This window comes from Bacillus infantis (assembly GCF_020171945.1).
Taxonomy (GTDB): Bacteria; Bacillota; Bacilli; order Bacillales; family Cytobacillaceae; genus Bacillus_AB; species Bacillus_AB infantis_A.
The window spans coordinates 17,958-34,764 of the sequence record NZ_JAIVAP010000009.1; the positions used below are offsets into that span (position 1 = coordinate 17,958).

Sequence of the window (16,807 nt, forward strand, 5' to 3'; positions counted from 1 at the left end):
CCTATTTTTCTGTAAACAGTGCCCAATAAAAAAGCTATCCAACAGGGAAGTTGGATAGCTTTTTTTACGCGTATACTTTACTGATTTTTTCAATAGCAGGAATATCAGCTGGAGCCCATTCGAGAGAGGGCAATTCTTTAGGAGCCAACCACTTGATCGCAGCATGCTCAGTTAAAACCGGCTCTCCTTCAACCAACTTACAATAGTAGGTTGTTAAATGAACAATACCAAAGTCATATTCATAGACCGTATGCTCTATCTTTTCTCCAATATCTATCGTGCAATGCATTTCTTCTTGAATTTCTCGTACTAAAGCTTGCTCAGGTTTTTCGTCTTTTTCAATTTTGCCACCTGGAAATTCCCACAATAGTGGTAAAGACTTTTCCTTGCCTCTTTGAGCACAAAGAATTTTATTATCTTTAAAAATAACTGCTCCTACAACATGTATATCTTTTTTCATTATTGGCTCCTACTAAAGGGTTCATTTATTGCAAAGAATAACATAACGCCTCTAAATACTACATTAGGTCACTAGATGCTCCACTAGCTTTCCTCTGAAAATAAGCATGAAGCCGGTATTCGCAAATCTCGCTTGTAAAATTAAAAATAAGCGCCTGAAATTGATCAGGTATATTCAACCCTACATCAAAAATCCCATCCTCAAAGGTGATAAGCCCACTAGAACTCCCACTCCATTTAGTCATAGGCATACTCCCAATTAGGCTCGCTACCTTCTTCTCATCATACTCCCACATCTGTTTATGAGACTTGCCTGAGAAGTCGATCGATCTCCGGAATTCTTCACAGGTTAAGTAGTAGTGGAAATACGGGGCTGCTTCCTCTGGTGTAATGGGTTTGTACCATTCAGAAGGTCCTTTTTGCAGCATTGCTTTAAGCAAGACCATCTTATAGCTTCTCGTCATCCCGGTCTTTTCTACTTCCTTCAGCCATTGCTCATAAAGTAGATAGGCACCTTCCTCTATTTCGCTCAGCTCGTCTATTTCATAAAGGAAACGATGATAAGATTTCCATTCGTCATAATAAGCTTTTGCTCCCATTCTCCCCTGCAAATGGAGCTCTAAATAGGTGGGCCTTCTCCCCAGCTCATATTTCAGCTCGAAATAAGCCTCTTTGAGCGCTTCTTTTCGAGGCTGCTTTTTACGGGCCATTTCTGCCAGTAGATCTACAACTCTCGTTTCTAAATTTAAGCTGCAGCCCTGTGGAACTGTTGGGATAGCTTTTGAGCGGTTTCCCTTTTTACCTGGGTCTTGTTCAAACAGAGATACCTTTACGTCTGCGTTCCGATAATTCCCGATCAGATCAATGATTACGCAGTGGCTTTTATTTTCTTGAAGGCGCAGGCCACGCCCTACTTGCTGGGTGAACACGGTTAATGATTCAGTCGGTCGGACAAACAGCAGGGTGTCTACTGAAGGAATATCTACTCCTTCATTGAATAAGTCCACTGTAAAGATGGCGTCCAATTCACCTTTATCCAGCATTTTAATAGAATCGGACCTGTCTTTGCCGGTTGAATTTGATGTCAGAGCGAGTGTGTTATAACCATTTCCTTTGAAAAAGTCGGACAGAAACTCTGCTTGGCGGATAGAAGAACAAAATACTAAAGATCTATTTTGCTTATGCTTTTCCCAAGCTTTAAGAATTCGTTCCGCATAACTTTCCTTTAGCTGGACTGCCATTAGTTGCTCCTCATCATAGCGGGACCCTAGCCAGGTTATTTGGGAATAATCGGTTTCATCATAAACCCCATAATAATTGAATGGAGATAGCCAGCCATGGCCGATTGCCTGAAGGAAGTCAATTTTATATGCAAGATTGCCTTCACAAATGGAGTAAATATCTCTGTTATCATTGCGATCTGGTGTGGCTGTAATTCCTAGCAAGAATTGCGGTTGAAAGTACTCCAAAACCCTTTGATAGGTATTGGCAGCTGCATGATGAAACTCATCAATAATAATGAGATCGAAATCATTAGGACTAAAGCTTTTCATATGCTTTTGCCTGCTAAGCGTGTAAATGGATGCAAATACAGCAGCCTTATCTCCTTCTTTTCCGACGCCATTATAAAGCCCTGTTTCTAAATCAGGCATAACATTCTTAAAGGATTTTTCCGCTTGTTTGAGGATTTCTTCACGGTGAGCGATGAAGAGAACTCTTTTAAACTGTTTGGCGAAGAAAGCGGCCAGATAGGTTTTTCCGAGCCCTGTAGCCATTACCACAAGAGCTTTTCTATAGCCTTCTTTATAAGTTTTGCTGAGCTCCTCTAAAGCTTCTATTTGGGCAAAACGGGGTGCGATTTCTCCGTAAGCAGCAGGAGCCTCTAAAACAACACTCTCCGCCTCAGATTCCTTCTCCTCCGGGAGCATGAGATTTACTTCTTCCTGCTCGGTCCATACCTTCTCAAGATTAGTATGCTTTTGATGAAAATTTCTGTAGTCCCCTTTATACTCCAACAAGCTTTCATCATTAAGCGGGACAGTCTGATCATGATAAAACAGCTGAAGAAATTCTTCAGAGCCTTCTTCAAACAGCTCCTTATTATCGTTCACAAGTAAGTTCCACTCGATCCCTTTATTCATGGCAGAAGCAGAGAGGTTGGAAGAACCGATAAAGAAATGGTCCTTTTCTGCTGCTGTTTCTATTAAGTAAGCCTTAGGGTGAAAGCTGATTCCTTTGCTTTTCCAAAGTCTTATCTCAATAACTGGATGTATAGCCAATAAACTCGTTAAGGCCTCGGGCTGAGTGATATAAAGGTAATCACCTGTCAGGATTTTAATATCTGCTCCCTGCCCTGCGGCAAAATGCAATGCTGGTTCTAACAATCGTACACCTGATTTCATTGAGAAAGAAGTAAGGATATAGATCGTCTTGCCAACCATAATCTTTTCCTGCAGCTGTTCTCCTAAACGAGAAGTAACTAACTGATAGGGTTTCATAAAATCAATCTTCAACCTCAATCAAGAAGATTTTCTCTTCAAATCCTCCGCGCTTTTCGGCTTTCTTTTCACGCACCTTCTCTACCTCTTCAATGGATGAACCATGATGATGAGCAAAAGAGTGAATAATCTCCAATAGATCTGCCAGCTCTTCCACAGCATCCTCGTTGGTTTCTGCCGCACAATACTCATCCAGTTCTTCATAGCTTTTCTGCTCTAGATACTTGATGTAATCCTGATCATTTAATATTTTTGTAGAGAACTTCTTTCCGCTTTTCTCGATAATTTGCGGGATTTTATCGCGGACTAATTTGTTGTAGGTTGGCATATGTATGACCTCCTGATTATGTAAATTACAAAGACTTCCACTTTATAAAATTAGTATAACGGTAAGAGGGAGGGTTAAACAAGGCCGAGGGGAAAGGTCCCATGGCCCAGCCTAAAAAGTGCCTAGTATCTGTCCCCCCTTGGTTCGTAAATACTTCTATTCAGTATGACATTAAGATAAATAATGTAGCCTTCCTGAACTCTATCTCATAAATACACTACCCTCTACTCTTATACCACTAAGATTAAAATCATTCTGAGCTTTAGTTAATGTAAGGTCAGGCACCTATTTCAGCCAGCGATTATTCCCTAGAATAACTTTTTTAGTCTTGAACTATCCCATATTTATCTATGACTTTTCTTGGTTTTCTAGGTGTTTTAACAACTATATTTATGGCTTGTTTAGGGTGTTCTAGAATTAATTGCATCCTTTTTACCTCAGACTTCGTATATTCCTTCTTATTTAGCAACTTTGTTAGAACCTTTATAGTCCCTTCAGGAGATTCCAGCAAGTACAATTTTTTATATGACTTGAGCAATCTGATTAAGTCTCTGCGAAACTCTTTGAACAACCTTGTACTTGGTAATATCTGATGGCATCTAAAATGATACTGATCAGTTAGCTTAATTCTTAACTGCTGTTGTTTATGCTTTTTCCTTAATTTACGAACAGTTCGTGGCTTATTATTTATATAGGCTTTCGTACTCATTTCAAATCTCTGAATACAATCTGAGCCGATTTTTAATACCCTTTTCGTTTTAATATTGTAGATTACATGATTCACCTTATAAACAGCTGCACCACACAATTCACAATTAGCTGTGAAATTTACTTCAAATAGTGAAATCGTACCAATACCTACCCATTCTGTCATAGACACGTCAAACTCCTCAGATACGCTATTATTAAGTAATGTTCTGATAAAAATTTTACGTGGTTGGCACATATTTTTCTCTCCCTTGTCCTTATAGAAATGTAAAAAAGTACATTGAACAACAAAAAACCAATCTGCATCAACCGACAGTTTGGTTTGTTAAATAACTCTTCGAACATCTTTTTTATTTGATATTTCTCTATATCCGTAACTCTTTTAGGCATGTGTAATTGTTCCAATTCCTCTTCTTAAACACCCCTATTTTTCGACTACGCGGCTCGTTTAGCCTCTTTTTGCATTGTGTTTCAATTGTTTAATGCTTCACAACAAGCATATTCGAAGGACTTTTTTCTTACATAGGTTTTTTTTACAGAATTCATATTAAAAGTCTTTACTGAAAGCACAGGATACATCTTCGTGAATTCTGTCATCTTCTCGGCAATTAGCTCTAGTAATAACTTCTTCTTTTCCATGTATCCCTCACTCCCCTAAAAGCTTATTCATATATATAGGTACAACAGAAAGAAGAAAATACACAAAAGCTAAGGGGACAAGCTCCTTGGCTTTTTTTCATAGTAGAAGGTTCCTGCCCCAACACTAAAGCTTTAGCTGGTGTTGGGGCAGGAACCTTTTTATTACTAGGAATGACCTTAATGCATTAGGTAGAATAGTCAATAACCCTCACAAAGTATTTGTATTTCTAATCGGAAATATATACCACTCAAAAAAGGATGGAACTTAGTGGTAATATGAATAAGTTAACAATATAAATCTACGTTAACATTCAGAGATTTTAAGGATTATCACTTACACTTTTATAGGAGAGTACTCAAATGAAAAAGAAAATAAACTATTTAATCTCACTTTTAACGATCATCTTCATTGCCGGTTGTACCAACGCAGAAGATGCATCCAATACAAATGCAGATAAAGTTCCACAAGAAGAATCTACAGTTACTGTTAAACCAGAAGAAGAGAACGCGGCAAGTGTTCCAGCTGCCAAGGAAACATCAACCCAAACTAATAATGAACTGTTCTCAGGATATAAACTTATTGAAATTGATGGCGGTGATGTATCTGGTTATCGTGAATCCAAAGTCGTCGTTGACATTGGTTATGGGGACCGGGAATATTGGGCATTTACGAATGAATACGGGCAGCTAGTTCGTGTCATTGCTGAGGAAATCATTCTGCAAGATGACAGTACCGAACCTGTATTGTCGACTGGAAGGTATTATTCTGATGAGGCAAAGGTTCCTGGTGTCGAAAGTGACGTTTTGGATGAAGGACATATCATTGCTGATTCTCTTGGCGGAGTATCAAATGCTTATAATATTACTCCACAAGATAGTACGCTCAACCGGCATGGCGATCAAGCTTATATGGAAGATGCGATTCGTAAAGCAGGTGGAGCTGCTAACTTTGAAGCAATTATCACATATCCGAATACGGAAACGCAGATTCCTTCGAGTTATCAGTATACCTATACTTTAATGGGTAATGAGATCGTTGATACATTTGACAATGTGAACCCTGATGAAGTAAACGAATCACTCGGTTTAACAAGCAGCGAGCCAACAGAAACAACTAATCCAAACACAACCGGTGATATTTCTAGTGTTGATACTAACGGTAATGGACAGGTGACGATTAAAGAAGCAAAAGCAGCAGGTTTTAGTATGCCAATAACGAGTGATCATTGGTTATACCCATATATGGACGACCGTGATGGCGACGGTATGGTAGGTGAGTAATCCACTGGAACTTTGAGGCGGAATAAATGAAAGAAAGAAAATATAAATATTCTTCACTAACGGGTGCGTTTCTTCAGTAAGAAGATCGCGCCCTTTTTATTGAGGGCAATAATGAAGTTTAAACTATTTGTCTTTCATGAACCCCACCCTAGTAAAAGACCGACCTCTACTCTTATGCCTTATAACCAAATTTATTCCAAACTAGCATTCAATCCTTCATAAACGTGTGGTCACGCCTTCGATATCATGTAAAACAGACCTTCCCGTGATAAAAAACCTCCACTTTATAAAATTTAACATGTTTTGTGAACTATAGTTCATAGTGTTTCGGTCTGCTCAGTTATGTAATTACTGTAAAAAGGAGAAATTTCCTTTGGACAAAGAGCAGATTCTTTATATCGGGGGCACAATCAAACAACTAAGAGCAGAGCAGAAACTCAGCCAGGAGGACCTTGCAGGTTTAACCGGCTATTCACGCGAGTACATAAGTAAGGTGGAACAAAATCATATTGATCCCAGCCTCGGCGCTGGTACAGCATCAATCGCCAAAGCACTTGGATTGAAGACGTGGGAATTAGTAAAAATAGCTGAGGAAAATACTCAGCTGGAAGAGAAATAACAAATGCGTCAAAATGGAGTGGTCGAGGAGTAAATGTAACTAATATCTTTTACTTCTGTTGAGTCCCTTCACTATGCCCCTTAATCTGGGTTGATAAGGGAGTATGCTGTCATTTCCATTTAATTAAGAGTGTACATTAGAACGAGCTGCTATATAAATTTAATCATTGAAAGGGGACTAATCGTTGATAACTGAATATCGAAATTCAAGAGTTATAAGGATAAAGAACGAACACGGGGATGAGGTAGAAGTTGAGCTTCTGCAATTCCCTTCTTATTTCAAAGTAACAGCAACCATTTGCCAGGATTATTCACCCTACAAAGACTGTATAGGGATTGGAGTGGACGATGACACGGAGCGCAGTGCTTTAAGGAAAGCACTTCGAGAGCTATATCTGGACGCTTACGGAAAATCCTCTTCACTATTGTTCTCCGGACGGTTTTTAAACAAGCTCCTTTTTGTGAAATAGAAAATTAAACCACAAAGTAAAGCAGCTAGTTTCTCTAACTAACCGATTCTCCTCCTTCCCTTCCTCTGGGAATGCTATTGTCGTGCATGGTAAATTCATTAGCGAACTAATGAGGTGGATATTTTATGACTTAATCAGACGCAATATAAATACTTTAATCATTCACCGAATGAGGGGATGCCCTCACATTATTACGTTTACGTGTGTTAATTCTAAAAATAAAAGACAATGTATGTTTATTTGTATTTTAGCATTGTTGGCTTTTGGTATGGTATTTACTATTTGTGCTTCTATTCAGCAATTGTTATTTATTCTACTAAATTCACGCTTAATAATATGCTTTGTGTTCTATTTTCCATATGACTACCAGTTTACTGATAAATCCTTTTTCTTTTATGCATATGAAAAGACACCCTCTAATTACCATATTGTTATATATCAAAATGGTAATTAGCAGGGTGCTTTTTCTTATTTCACGTTATAAAATAACCATAGTTGGAAAATTAATATTTAGTAGTTAATTATCTCAAAAAATTCAAGATTCACTATCGGGTGTGGGTGTTACCTTATGTTTAGCAATTAATTTATTTACTTGGTTAGTTATGGATGTAATCATTTCATTACCTATCTTATGTAAGAATAACTCTAAAACAGTTTGACTCCACTGTCCGGATTTTTTTTGAGATTGATATACTTCCTGAATGAAAGGTAGTAAAATTTTGTATATTAAAATCAGCTGTGCTTGACTTCTTAATGTAGTACCATTTGCAAATTCACCATCATAGCTTAATAAGTCCACACTACCATCATAGTGAAGTTCAAGTTCCACTATTTCATTTCCATATTGTAGCGTAAGCCGAAGAGCCTTCAAGTCATCTTTTCCAAAAATAAATGCATTTGTTGTTAACAACTGGGTAATCCTATCACCTTGACTCTTTGTTCTCTGTGTTTCTGATAATGAGGTACCATGGAACCCACTTAATTCTAAGATAAAAATAGAGTGTGATAAGGATTCAATGCGTCCATTTTTTTCCTTGTGTAAATAATATAACCAATAAAAAAAGTCAGAATCTAGTACAAAGTTTTGAGGAATTCCTACTAACTCTGACTTAACAGACTTTGGCCATTCCAAAAGATTATTCGCATGTAGAATATCACGTTTAGTTCTTAAAACTTTATCACTTTTAGGAGCACCCTGAATAGCAACATAACAAGTGTCATCTTCTTCAAAAAAGAGTGAATCAGATTCAAACAGATTTATTCTTTTATCCAACGAAAGAAGCCTGTCTTGGTTATCATACCAATCCGTTTTTGGTCTTTGGATCTCAACGTAAGAAAAAATCACCCTTTCTTTCTTCTCTATTATTTCTGGTGTTAACTCAACTGTATATTTCTCTTTTATTTTATCTATTTCTATTTTTTCAGGAATAGTAATCTTTGTGTCAATCTCTTTAATGGTAAACTGGTTTTCAAAAGGTAGCATACTTGCGTATATTCTTTCTTGACTTGGCCAATTCTCATCTGATGGTGTCAGTTCCACTTTTCCTTTTCTTCTTAATACTTCAAGAATATCTTCTAAGCTAAGGCTTGCCCTAAGCTCCAATATAGTATATTTTGCCATTCTTAAAACGAACCTACCTTTCAATTAAAAAAGACGTTATGTTTTCCGTTTTCTACTTTTAACAATTGACTAAGAAGAAACTTGGAAATAAAATTCATGAAAATGTTATTGTGTGTACTCTCTACTGTTGTTATAAGCTCAGCTGTTCTAACTTCAAGAGCAGTACGCTTACAATAAACTATGTACTGCAGCTCAGCGGTTTCGGAAACTTCAAATGACCCCTTAAATAAATGTATTTTAGAAACTCCTTTATCAGTTACTATCATTGGATGTAACTGTTGTGAATCAAATTGGTATCCTACAAATGAATTTTCCTTGAGACTTAAATAAAAACCACCAATTTTACATAAAACCTTATTCCAGTTCACCCATTTACCTGTTTTTACTTTCATATTTATTTCTAACCAAACATTTTGAACTGCCTGTGGGTTTTCCCCTGTAAAAGTAGAATGATTTCTTCTTGTATCTATATTAACTAACTTTGTACTAATTTCTATTGGCGGCTTCCACAAGTTAGATAAATAAGCTATTATGCTAGCAAGAATTGCAACATCAATTGCACTTTTAGCGGTTTGTGGAATACTCGGACTTGGATTTTTAAACATCTGGTCGATTATATAAGAACCTGGTCTAATATTTGCTAGCCATACTAATACTAACAATATTGGTTGGGAGAAAGTCCTAAAAAATTTCATTAATTAACAGCCTCTAATAATATGTCATCCAGCCATTCTAAGTTTTCTTCATTTGTCCTATCTGTTAAGTGGACCATTCCGGCTTGATAAAGGTTAACTTTTACTGCAGGGTTTTTAGCTTTATAAAAAAAGGATATCTTAGAAGCATTACATTCATAAATTAATTTTTCAAGTCTATTACTAAGATGCTTGTTCCTTTTGCTATTCTCTTCTGAATAAAATGCATTTAATAGTTCCTGCATCTCTAAATCAACATCTGGGTCAGTGGAAAAACTTATTTCATTGACTCGAATAAGGCTATTACCTTTCGTAAAATGCAGTAGTTTATTAAAATTGGTAGGAGTGAAAAAGATTTCTTTAAATCCATCAAATACCATTTCACTTGTAACATTCCATAAGTCTTCTGAATTGGCTTTATATTCTATACCGATTAGGTTTGATTTTGGGAAAGTATGAAAGCTTGATTTTTTTTCATTCTTAAATTGCTTTATATTCCAGAATATCTTAATTTGCTTTTCCATTACCTTCACCCCACTATAATTATTATAATGTAAAAAGGATATTTTTCACATATAAAAGCAGCGATATTTATGTATTACATTATTATTCATATTAAGAATTTATGTTATTTTTCTGAATGTAATGGTCTTTTACTCATCCCTAATACATATTAACGCCTCATTCTTGGGTGCATTATTTCATGTATTTTTTAATTAGTTAGGGCTTACTTGGTACCTTAACCCTTTAAAAATAAACTATAGTTCATAGTGTTTCCACCTGCTCAGTTCTGCAATTACAACAAAGCAAAGTGGGACAAAACTATATTGACCCCATCGAATATACTGCCACAGCAACAATCGCCAAAGTACTTGGATTAAAGATATGGGAATTAGTATCGCTAGCAAAGAAAAATACCCACCTGGAAAAGAAATAGCAAAAGTCTCAAGTAGTGTACTCCTGGAGTAAATGTAACTAATATCTTATACTTCGGTTGAGTACCGTTCTTATGCCCCTTATATCTGGATTGATAAAGGTGATAAGCTGTTATTTTCCTAAGTCAAGAGTCGTCATTAGACCAATATTCCAAATAATTCTAATTATTGAAACAGGTAAAATTGGTAATAACCGACTATTACAATTCTCAAGTCGTAAGGATAAAGACCATGGTGATGAGTAGAAATTATTCTTTGCAATTCCCTGCTTATTATAAAGTAACAGCACCCATTTCTGAGGAGTCTCCCCATACAAAGACTGTTTAGGAATCGGAGGAAGGCAATGCCTTAAGAAAGGCTCTCCGAGAGCTATGCCTGGTAGCTAAAGGAAGAGCCTCTTCACTATTATTCTCCAGACGGTATTGAACAAGCTCCTTTTATAACATCACTAAAAGAACCATAGACATAAGCCGATAGTTTTTCGCTAAGTTAACAACTATTGTTCCCTCTTCTATTTAAGGAAATTCAATTTATTGTTTTGTATGGTAAATTCATTGGCAAACTGGCATAGCAAAAACACGTCGAAGGCCTTCACCGAATGTGGAGTCAGGCCCTCGTTTATAATAGGTTCACACACTGTTTAGTACGGTAGTTTCTACAGGAGTTATATATTATCTGTTAAAGGAGCTTCGATTAGTACGTCTTTCCAAGAACCGCTCCCTCTGTTTATTGGGATATTAGACTCAATATCCTTCACATTATATTTATGTAAGCTTTTTTCCGGTAAAAACCAAACATAAAAAATGTAGTTCTCTCCAAAATCCTGCGCTATTTTCCATTCATTTCTTGTGATGTAAAATGATACTGGATAAGAGCTACAAGTCTTTACTTCAATCATAATCTGTTTAGGACTACCTTGTTCAATCTTATATGATAAAACATCATAACCTGCAAGATTATTCTCTATAGATACCCATTTTGGTGTTAGCTCAGAACCAGAAAGCTTTTCTGTTTCGTATTTTATTGTGAGAAGTTCACCTATCCGCCCATTTATTATCTTCTGGCTATCCTGCTTCTTTCTAATAAAAGAAGATAAACTATCCCACCATTCAATGGTATCCATATCTATTTCTTTATTAAAGAGGCCAACGCTATCAAAGCACTGGTAAATATCAAAATACTCATTATCTTTAAGACTCGATGCTACCAACTCTCTCCCAAAGGGTACCTGATATAGCCAGCTCGGCTGCTCTTTAGTTAATATTCTATATATATACTCCCGCTTATCTAATATTTTCAAGTTATCATCATCATTAAAGAGACTTTCTGCATTCTCATAATCATATACGCTCACATAAGAGCCAATACCTTTAATTAGATCAATTAGTTCTTTGATATTTTTGTCAGGGTATATTTCAATGTATTTCTTTAAAGTAAAGAAAGCATTGATCACACTCATTTTAAGATACGTTTCTGAATTTCCCCTACGCATATCTACCTTATGAATCCTCCTCTTCATTAAAGGTGAGGCCTCCCTCTAGTTCCAAAAGAAGGTCATCTAAATCGGCTGGTCTAATATCAAAATCAATTGGGGCATCTGCGTTTTCTTCATCAAAGGCAATTTGATGCAAGTCTGGATCATCTAATAATTGTTGCATCGCTCTAATTTTAGTTGCTAACCTTCTACTAACAGAATGATCAATTGAACCTAATCCTAAAGGAGCTAATGTTTGTAAAATATAAATATTCGTTTCTTCTTCTGGATCTAGCCCTAAACGATGTATCCTGTCAATGGATTGTAGATAATGCGTAGCATTATAGCTGCGGTCTACATATATTGCCTCATGGCAAACTTTATGGAGACTAATCCCTTCCGATACTGCTGCAGGATTCGCAATTATCACCTTACAATCCGGATCTTTATGAAACCTATCTATCCCAGCTTCTCTAGTATTTGGATCATTGATATTACCAGACGGAACTCCTCCGTAAAGGCAAACAGGGTTTAAGTCAGCCAGTAGAGCTTCTAGCTGTAGTATTGTGTTAGTAAATATCGTCCAAATTATTGTTTTTCTATTATTATTATTAGCTAACTCCCTTGCAAGAGAAGCAGCTTGCCTTATTTTTTGTGATGGACCTTCTTCACGAATAGCTTGTGCAATGGCTGGTAGTTCATCTCTAGGAATATCTGATACTAAAGCATCTAAGGCAAGCGTTGGGTTTGTCATTACTTGTAACAACCTCATAATTGATTTCCTGGCTCTTGTTACGTCAATTCTTTGATCCTGTCTAAAGGATGTTAATTGGGCTCTTGTCTCATCTCTAAGTATTGTATATAGAGCTAATTGCCCTTTAGACATTGGTACTGGAATAAATCTTCTGTTTGGATCTTTAAGTTTTAATTCACGTTTGGTGGTTCTTACATACAAATTTCCTAAAACATCTCTAGGCTGCTCACCTGTCTTTATTCGTTGTCCTAGACCTATACCTGGCCATAAAAAATCAAGCTGTGATTCTAAGTCAGAAGACCCCTGTGGCATCGGGGTACCAGATAATATATCCCTTCTTATAGGTAAAGGGGAACAATTTAATAAAACTGTCCCTCGTTGGGATCCTAAGCCCGCTTTCATCCTGTGACTTTCATCAAGTATTAAATGAACTTTATTATTAGCCATAAAGTTACTAATAATATTTGATACTCTAATTAGAAGGTCATAAGAAATTATAAATCGACTTCCACCACTGTTTAATTTTTCAGTAATAGTATCTCTATCAGTAATAGTAATAAATTCTTCAGCGCCATTATCTGGTGCGTTAGGACCCATACATTCTGTTACCACATCTCTCCATGCTTGGTGAGCGCTGTTAGGGGCCACTACAAGTAACTTTGTTTCAGGATTCCTAGTCAAAATATGCACTGCAAATGTAACTGTTGTTTTCCCAGCTCCTGGTACAGAAAAGTTAGCACCATTTTGAAGGGCTAATAACCTACTTGCATCACGAATCTGTTGATCAGTTAAAGTTCTCTCGGTAAAACCTTTACTTCTTAGAAGAGGATTAATTTCTTCCTCTGATATATCTAAGGCAAGAGCGTTTCGAGATTTGTTTACCTCTTTTATTTGTTTTATGAAAGCAGCTATTTTTCTACTGGTCTCGGGGTCAGCAGAAAACTTAAAACCTAATGTCTTTTGCATCGGGATAAATTCCCTTAGAACTGTAAGTACTCCTGTCCAACTTAATTCTATTGTTCCATTAAGTTTAAAAATGCAGTCGGGTTCAATATTCATTGTGAATTGTCTAATTCTTATGAGAATATTTTCTGATAAATTATCACCCGGGATCAATTTACCTTTTATTCCCTCTTGAAGATATTGAACATTTAAGACACCTATATTATCCATAATTTATTCTCCTGAACCTCTGGCTAACCCGAGGTCATGTTCTAATCTTTCTATTCTTTGTTTAATGGATGTGAGTTGTTGCTCTATTGAATCGTAAGTCGATTCATCTGATCTACTAATATCAGCTTCCATAAGTTTGGTATAAGCTTCTTTAACTTTTTTAAGTGCAAGTCGACCAGCATTACGATCGTCTCTTTCTGCTTTTATACCATCAAAAATGTCTGTAATATTTTCTACCAATTCATAGGATTTGGTTTTATCCTTGAGTAAATCGATTACAGGACGGTAGCTTCTTACTGGTATCTCTTCTTCTAAATCAAATTCCAATTCAAATTGCTCTAGATTATCATCGGGTGCTTGAGACAAATCTAACTCATAACGTCTTGCCAACCGTTCTATTACTTCTGTAGAACTTGTCCCAAATGCTCCTTTGTAATCGTAAACCCTAGTTCCTAACTCGCGAGAATTATCGGCAAGTATGAATCCAATATATCTCGAAGCTTCGAAGTCTTCTCCGTTCTTATTCTTTAGGTTCTTAGCAATATCTTTAAAAATCTGTTCCTTTTGGTCATCTAATTTGGAGTAATCTCCAGGTGAATCAGCCCACTCTGTGAGGTACAATTCAGCTTGGTCAACTGCTATAATATGATTATCTAATTCGGAAGTATTCTTTCTCATTAGATCGGCTATTTTTTGTTTAGGTACACCAGAATCTAGCATTTCCTTTATTGCCCAACCTTCTGGAATCCAATCATAAGGTAATATAGTTTGTCTAGTCATCTGCAACTTAAATTCTATTTCGCTAATTTCAGGTAAAGTGGCATCACCTGGTAAAACCATACAATCTACATGACTATAGTTGTCTTTTCCGGATAAATACAACTCTCTCATAGCAGATAATCTTCTATTCCCATTAACTACGACACCGTCATATGTTATTAAAATTGGCTCATGTTGCTGTTCATCTTCAAGCACTTCTTTGATAGGTACGATACTATCTCCTTTTCCCTTTTGCGCAAAGGTATATAGTAGTTGATGCTGTATTTGTTGAGCGGAAACATTCTCTTGACCAGCTAAGAAGAAACTCTCTGGCCTATTATTTGTTTTTATATAAATTTTTTGTACCTTTTTCGTTCTAATATTCTCCATTCTATAAATAGGAAGGTCAACCGGAACTCTTACAACAGGTAAGTCCTTTGGTTCACCTCTAAAATGATGAAATGGATATTTCCTTTCAGAGTGTTGTTTTTGTATCTCAATTTGCTCTATTCTTTGTTCTACTGGAATTACGCTAATACTATAGCGTGCATCATTCGTCATCTTCTTCAACTCCTATTCAAAAGCAAGTAATATTATTGGTACAGTTATAACTCTATTAAATACACATAGCTCATTCCAAGCTCGTTCAGCATTAGCAACATTATCACCTATTTGTTTAGCACCTTCCTTAGTAGGCAATGCAAGAGCTGCAGCATTTATTTTCCCACACTGGTAAAGGTATTGGAATTTTAATAAGTCATATGCATATCTACTAACATTGCCTGTTTGAACCTGAAAGACCAAATCACTATGTAAAGAAGAAACAGTCAAATTACAATCAACAGAAATCCTTGCGGGATCAGACCAACCTTTTTTAGTGAGTTCGTCACGAAAATATCCCTGAATTTCCTTGGTCTTAGCAAATTTAATATTAATTGAAGGTTCGTTACAGATATTTTTGATCCAAATGTCAAGCCCCCGCTTTTTCCATTCCTCTTCACCATAATGATGGGAGTGATAGTATGCTAACCTCATTTTATACTCCTACTTTCAAAAAATTGCACCATTTTCATTCTAAAAAAGTCTGAATATTCTATAGTAGTTATTATAGATATTTTTTTAAAAGATTGGTGTTTATTTAACCTCATTCTTTATTTTTACAAATTTTATTTTAATCTAATATAACGTAACCATTATTTTTCAAGGAAATAAGGCCTGGCCATTTGTAAAATTTCCCTATTAAAATTATATAATATGAGACTATTAACATAAAGATATTAATTAAAACAAAATTAAATTAAGTATGCAGGAAAAGAAACTTAAGAATATATTATAGGAGTTTCTTTTCCTAAATATTCCACTTATTGATTGAATAACACTGCCTAACTTAAATATAGTAGTACCCCAAGCAGTCACTATGTCCCTTATTACTGTGTTGATAAAAGCGAGATGCTCACTTATATAGTTAAGACGGTTCATTAGAACTAGAGCGAGGGTGAGGTAGAAATCGAGCTTTTTCAATTCACTACTTAATTCAGAGCAACAACAATCATCGCCAGAACTCTTCGTCATATAAAAACTGTTAAGGATTCAAATGTGGACGGACACACTGTAGTCAGTACTTTTTTGGCGGACTCTTCAAGTGCTATACCTGTAAACATAATTTCACCAGACGGGTATTAAAAAGCTACTTATATGGAACCAACAAAAAATTAAGACATAAAGATCTAAACTAACTGCTTCTGTCAACTACCCTCTTCAAGGCGATGCAATATATTATATTGTACGGTGGATTCGATGCAACTTGCTCAATGGCGATATGGATAATTTTTGTGACAATTCGACCTCGGACAAACACTGCAATCCTCATTGAAAAGACATGCGATTTTCAAAATGAGTATATAATTGATTTTATTTTTATTCTACTTGCACTATTAATTGTGCTTCTTGTAAAATAAGATACAGGAACATACATTCTCTTATTGATACCTATTGAACCCCAAAAATTTCTAATCAATTATTAGACCACTGTTTTGCTCTGCCTATTTCCCATTTGTCTTGAAAGGAGTGTTGAATCCTCTATATTCAGTAAAATTAAATACCTTCTATGACTTACAAAAACCACTATTATTCTCTAGATTAATTTTAAGTGTTTTTCCCCACATCATTTTTTAAAAGCAGAATGCTCCTTTCATCTCGCATAGTCAATGCATACAATCTTAACCTTTAGTTTTTAGCACAATGTTTAATTACAAATAGATAGTACAATTTTTCACTCTATATTTTTCACTTTAGAAATCCGCTTAAAACTCTTTCCTCATTAGTTGGTGTAAATTATCCCATATAACAATTAAGTTAAATTCATATATACTTAACTGGTTATTACTTAAAATGTTTT

General features: G+C 35.8%; 15 protein-coding genes. 3 read left to right on the top strand and 12 right to left on the bottom strand.

The genetic code is table 11. From position 1 onward, the window contains the following. Positions 1 to 64: 64 nt before the first annotated feature. The 5 genes from LCM00_RS13565 to LCM00_RS13585 form a co-directional block, all read right to left on the bottom strand. Positions 65 to 460: a (deoxy)nucleoside triphosphate pyrophosphohydrolase gene (locus tag LCM00_RS13565; protein ID WP_224902842.1), complete on the bottom strand. Its 396-nt coding sequence runs from the start codon at positions 458 to 460 to the stop codon at positions 65 to 67. A 58-nt stretch (positions 461 to 518) separates the two neighbouring features. Further along, positions 519 to 2,957 (bottom strand): DEAD/DEAH box helicase family protein, encoded by a 2,439-nt coding sequence (locus LCM00_RS13570; RefSeq protein ID WP_224903254.1) that lies wholly within the window; start codon positions 2,955 to 2,957, stop codon positions 519 to 521. 4 nt (positions 2,958 to 2,961) lie between these two features. Further along, on the bottom strand, positions 2,962 to 3,285 hold the full coding sequence (locus LCM00_RS13575; protein ID WP_224902844.1) for a nucleoside triphosphate pyrophosphohydrolase: 324 nt from the start codon (positions 3,283 to 3,285) through the stop codon (positions 2,962 to 2,964). Between the two features lie 322 nt (positions 3,286 to 3,607). Beyond that, positions 3,608 to 4,159: a hypothetical protein gene (locus tag LCM00_RS13580; RefSeq protein WP_224902847.1), complete on the bottom strand. Its 552-nt coding sequence runs from the start codon at positions 4,157 to 4,159 to the stop codon at positions 3,608 to 3,610. A gap of 305 nt (positions 4,160 to 4,464) precedes the next feature. Next, complete coding sequence (locus LCM00_RS13585) at positions 4,465 to 4,632, bottom strand: hypothetical protein (protein WP_224902850.1); 168 nt, start codon at positions 4,630 to 4,632, stop codon at positions 4,465 to 4,467. A 360-nt stretch (positions 4,633 to 4,992) separates the two neighbouring features. On the opposite strand from LCM00_RS13585, the gene LCM00_RS13590 reads away from it, so the two are divergent. From LCM00_RS13590 to LCM00_RS13600, 3 genes are all read left to right on the top strand, one after another. Further along, positions 4,993 to 5,913, top strand: coding sequence for a DNA/RNA non-specific endonuclease (locus LCM00_RS13590; protein ID WP_224902853.1), 921 nt, complete (start codon positions 4,993 to 4,995; stop codon positions 5,911 to 5,913). A 373-nt stretch (positions 5,914 to 6,286) separates the two neighbouring features. Next, on the top strand, positions 6,287 to 6,532 hold the full coding sequence (locus LCM00_RS13595) for a helix-turn-helix domain-containing protein (protein WP_224902856.1): 246 nt from the start codon (positions 6,287 to 6,289) through the stop codon (positions 6,530 to 6,532). Positions 6,533 to 6,716: 184 nt separating this feature from the next. Further along, positions 6,717 to 7,001 carry a hypothetical protein gene (locus LCM00_RS13600; protein ID WP_224902861.1) on the top strand — a complete coding sequence of 95 codons (285 nt, stop codon included), beginning with the start codon at positions 6,717 to 6,719 and terminating at the stop codon, positions 6,999 to 7,001. Positions 7,002 to 7,536: 535 nt separating this feature from the next. Here LCM00_RS13600 and LCM00_RS13605 read toward each other — a convergent pair. The 7 genes from LCM00_RS13605 to LCM00_RS13635 form a co-directional block, all read right to left on the bottom strand. Next, positions 7,537 to 8,622: a hypothetical protein gene (locus tag LCM00_RS13605; protein WP_224902864.1), complete on the bottom strand. Its 1,086-nt coding sequence runs from the start codon at positions 8,620 to 8,622 to the stop codon at positions 7,537 to 7,539. Between the two features lie 20 nt (positions 8,623 to 8,642). Next, positions 8,643 to 9,284: a hypothetical protein gene (locus LCM00_RS13610; RefSeq protein WP_224902867.1), complete on the bottom strand. Its 642-nt coding sequence runs from the start codon at positions 9,282 to 9,284 to the stop codon at positions 8,643 to 8,645. Positions 9,285 to 9,316: 32 nt separating this feature from the next. After that, complete coding sequence (locus LCM00_RS13615) at positions 9,317 to 9,838, bottom strand: hypothetical protein (protein ID WP_224902871.1); 522 nt, start codon at positions 9,836 to 9,838, stop codon at positions 9,317 to 9,319. Positions 9,839 to 10,913: 1,075 nt separating this feature from the next. Further along, a complete protein-coding gene (locus tag LCM00_RS13620; protein ID WP_224902873.1) occupies positions 10,914 to 11,768 on the bottom strand; it encodes a DUF3883 domain-containing protein in 855 nt (284 codons plus the stop codon). Beyond that, positions 11,749 to 13,650, bottom strand: coding sequence for an SNF2-related protein (locus LCM00_RS13625; RefSeq protein ID WP_224902876.1), 1,902 nt, complete (start codon positions 13,648 to 13,650; stop codon positions 11,749 to 11,751). Before LCM00_RS13625 ends, LCM00_RS13620 begins: the two co-directional genes overlap by 20 nt. A gap of 3 nt (positions 13,651 to 13,653) precedes the next feature. Beyond that, complete coding sequence (locus LCM00_RS13630) at positions 13,654 to 14,970, bottom strand: hypothetical protein (RefSeq protein WP_224902881.1); 1,317 nt, start codon at positions 14,968 to 14,970, stop codon at positions 13,654 to 13,656. A 12-nt stretch (positions 14,971 to 14,982) separates the two neighbouring features. After that, positions 14,983 to 15,444: a BglII/BstYI family type II restriction endonuclease gene (locus LCM00_RS13635; protein ID WP_224902884.1), complete on the bottom strand. Its 462-nt coding sequence runs from the start codon at positions 15,442 to 15,444 to the stop codon at positions 14,983 to 14,985. Between the last annotated feature and the right edge of the window lie 1,363 nt (positions 15,445 to 16,807).

Excerpts from the sequence above, each read along its gene's own strand:
- LCM00_RS13605 (WP_224902864.1), bottom strand. The coding sequence starts at position 8,622 with ATGGCAAAATATACTATATTGGAGCTTAGGGCAAGCCTTAGCTTAGAA.
- LCM00_RS13580 (WP_224902847.1), bottom strand. The coding sequence starts at position 4,159 with ATGACAGAATGGGTAGGTATTGGTACGATTTCACTATTTGAAGTAAAT.
- LCM00_RS13620 (WP_224902873.1), bottom strand. The coding sequence starts at position 11,768 with ATGAAGAGGAGGATTCATAAGGTAGATATGCGTAGGGGAAATTCAGAA.
- LCM00_RS13635 (WP_224902884.1), bottom strand. The coding sequence starts at position 15,444 with ATGAGGTTAGCATACTATCACTCCCATCATTATGGTGAAGAGGAATGG.
- LCM00_RS13590 (WP_224902853.1), top strand. The coding sequence starts at position 4,993 with ATGAAAAAGAAAATAAACTATTTAATCTCACTTTTAACGATCATCTTC.
- LCM00_RS13625 (WP_224902876.1), bottom strand. The coding sequence starts at position 13,650 with ATGGATAATATAGGTGTCTTAAATGTTCAATATCTTCAAGAGGGAATA.
- LCM00_RS13615 (WP_224902871.1), bottom strand. The coding sequence starts at position 9,838 with ATGGAAAAGCAAATTAAGATATTCTGGAATATAAAGCAATTTAAGAAT.
- LCM00_RS13575 (WP_224902844.1), bottom strand. The coding sequence starts at position 3,285 with ATGCCAACCTACAACAAATTAGTCCGCGATAAAATCCCGCAAATTATC.
- LCM00_RS13585 (WP_224902850.1), bottom strand. The coding sequence starts at position 4,632 with ATGGAAAAGAAGAAGTTATTACTAGAGCTAATTGCCGAGAAGATGACA.
- LCM00_RS13630 (WP_224902881.1), bottom strand. The coding sequence starts at position 14,970 with ATGACGAATGATGCACGCTATAGTATTAGCGTAATTCCAGTAGAACAA.
- LCM00_RS13565 (WP_224902842.1), bottom strand. The coding sequence starts at position 460 with ATGAAAAAAGATATACATGTTGTAGGAGCAGTTATTTTTAAAGATAAT.
- LCM00_RS13570 (WP_224903254.1), bottom strand. The coding sequence starts at position 2,957 with ATGAAACCCTATCAGTTAGTTACTTCTCGTTTAGGAGAACAGCTGCAG.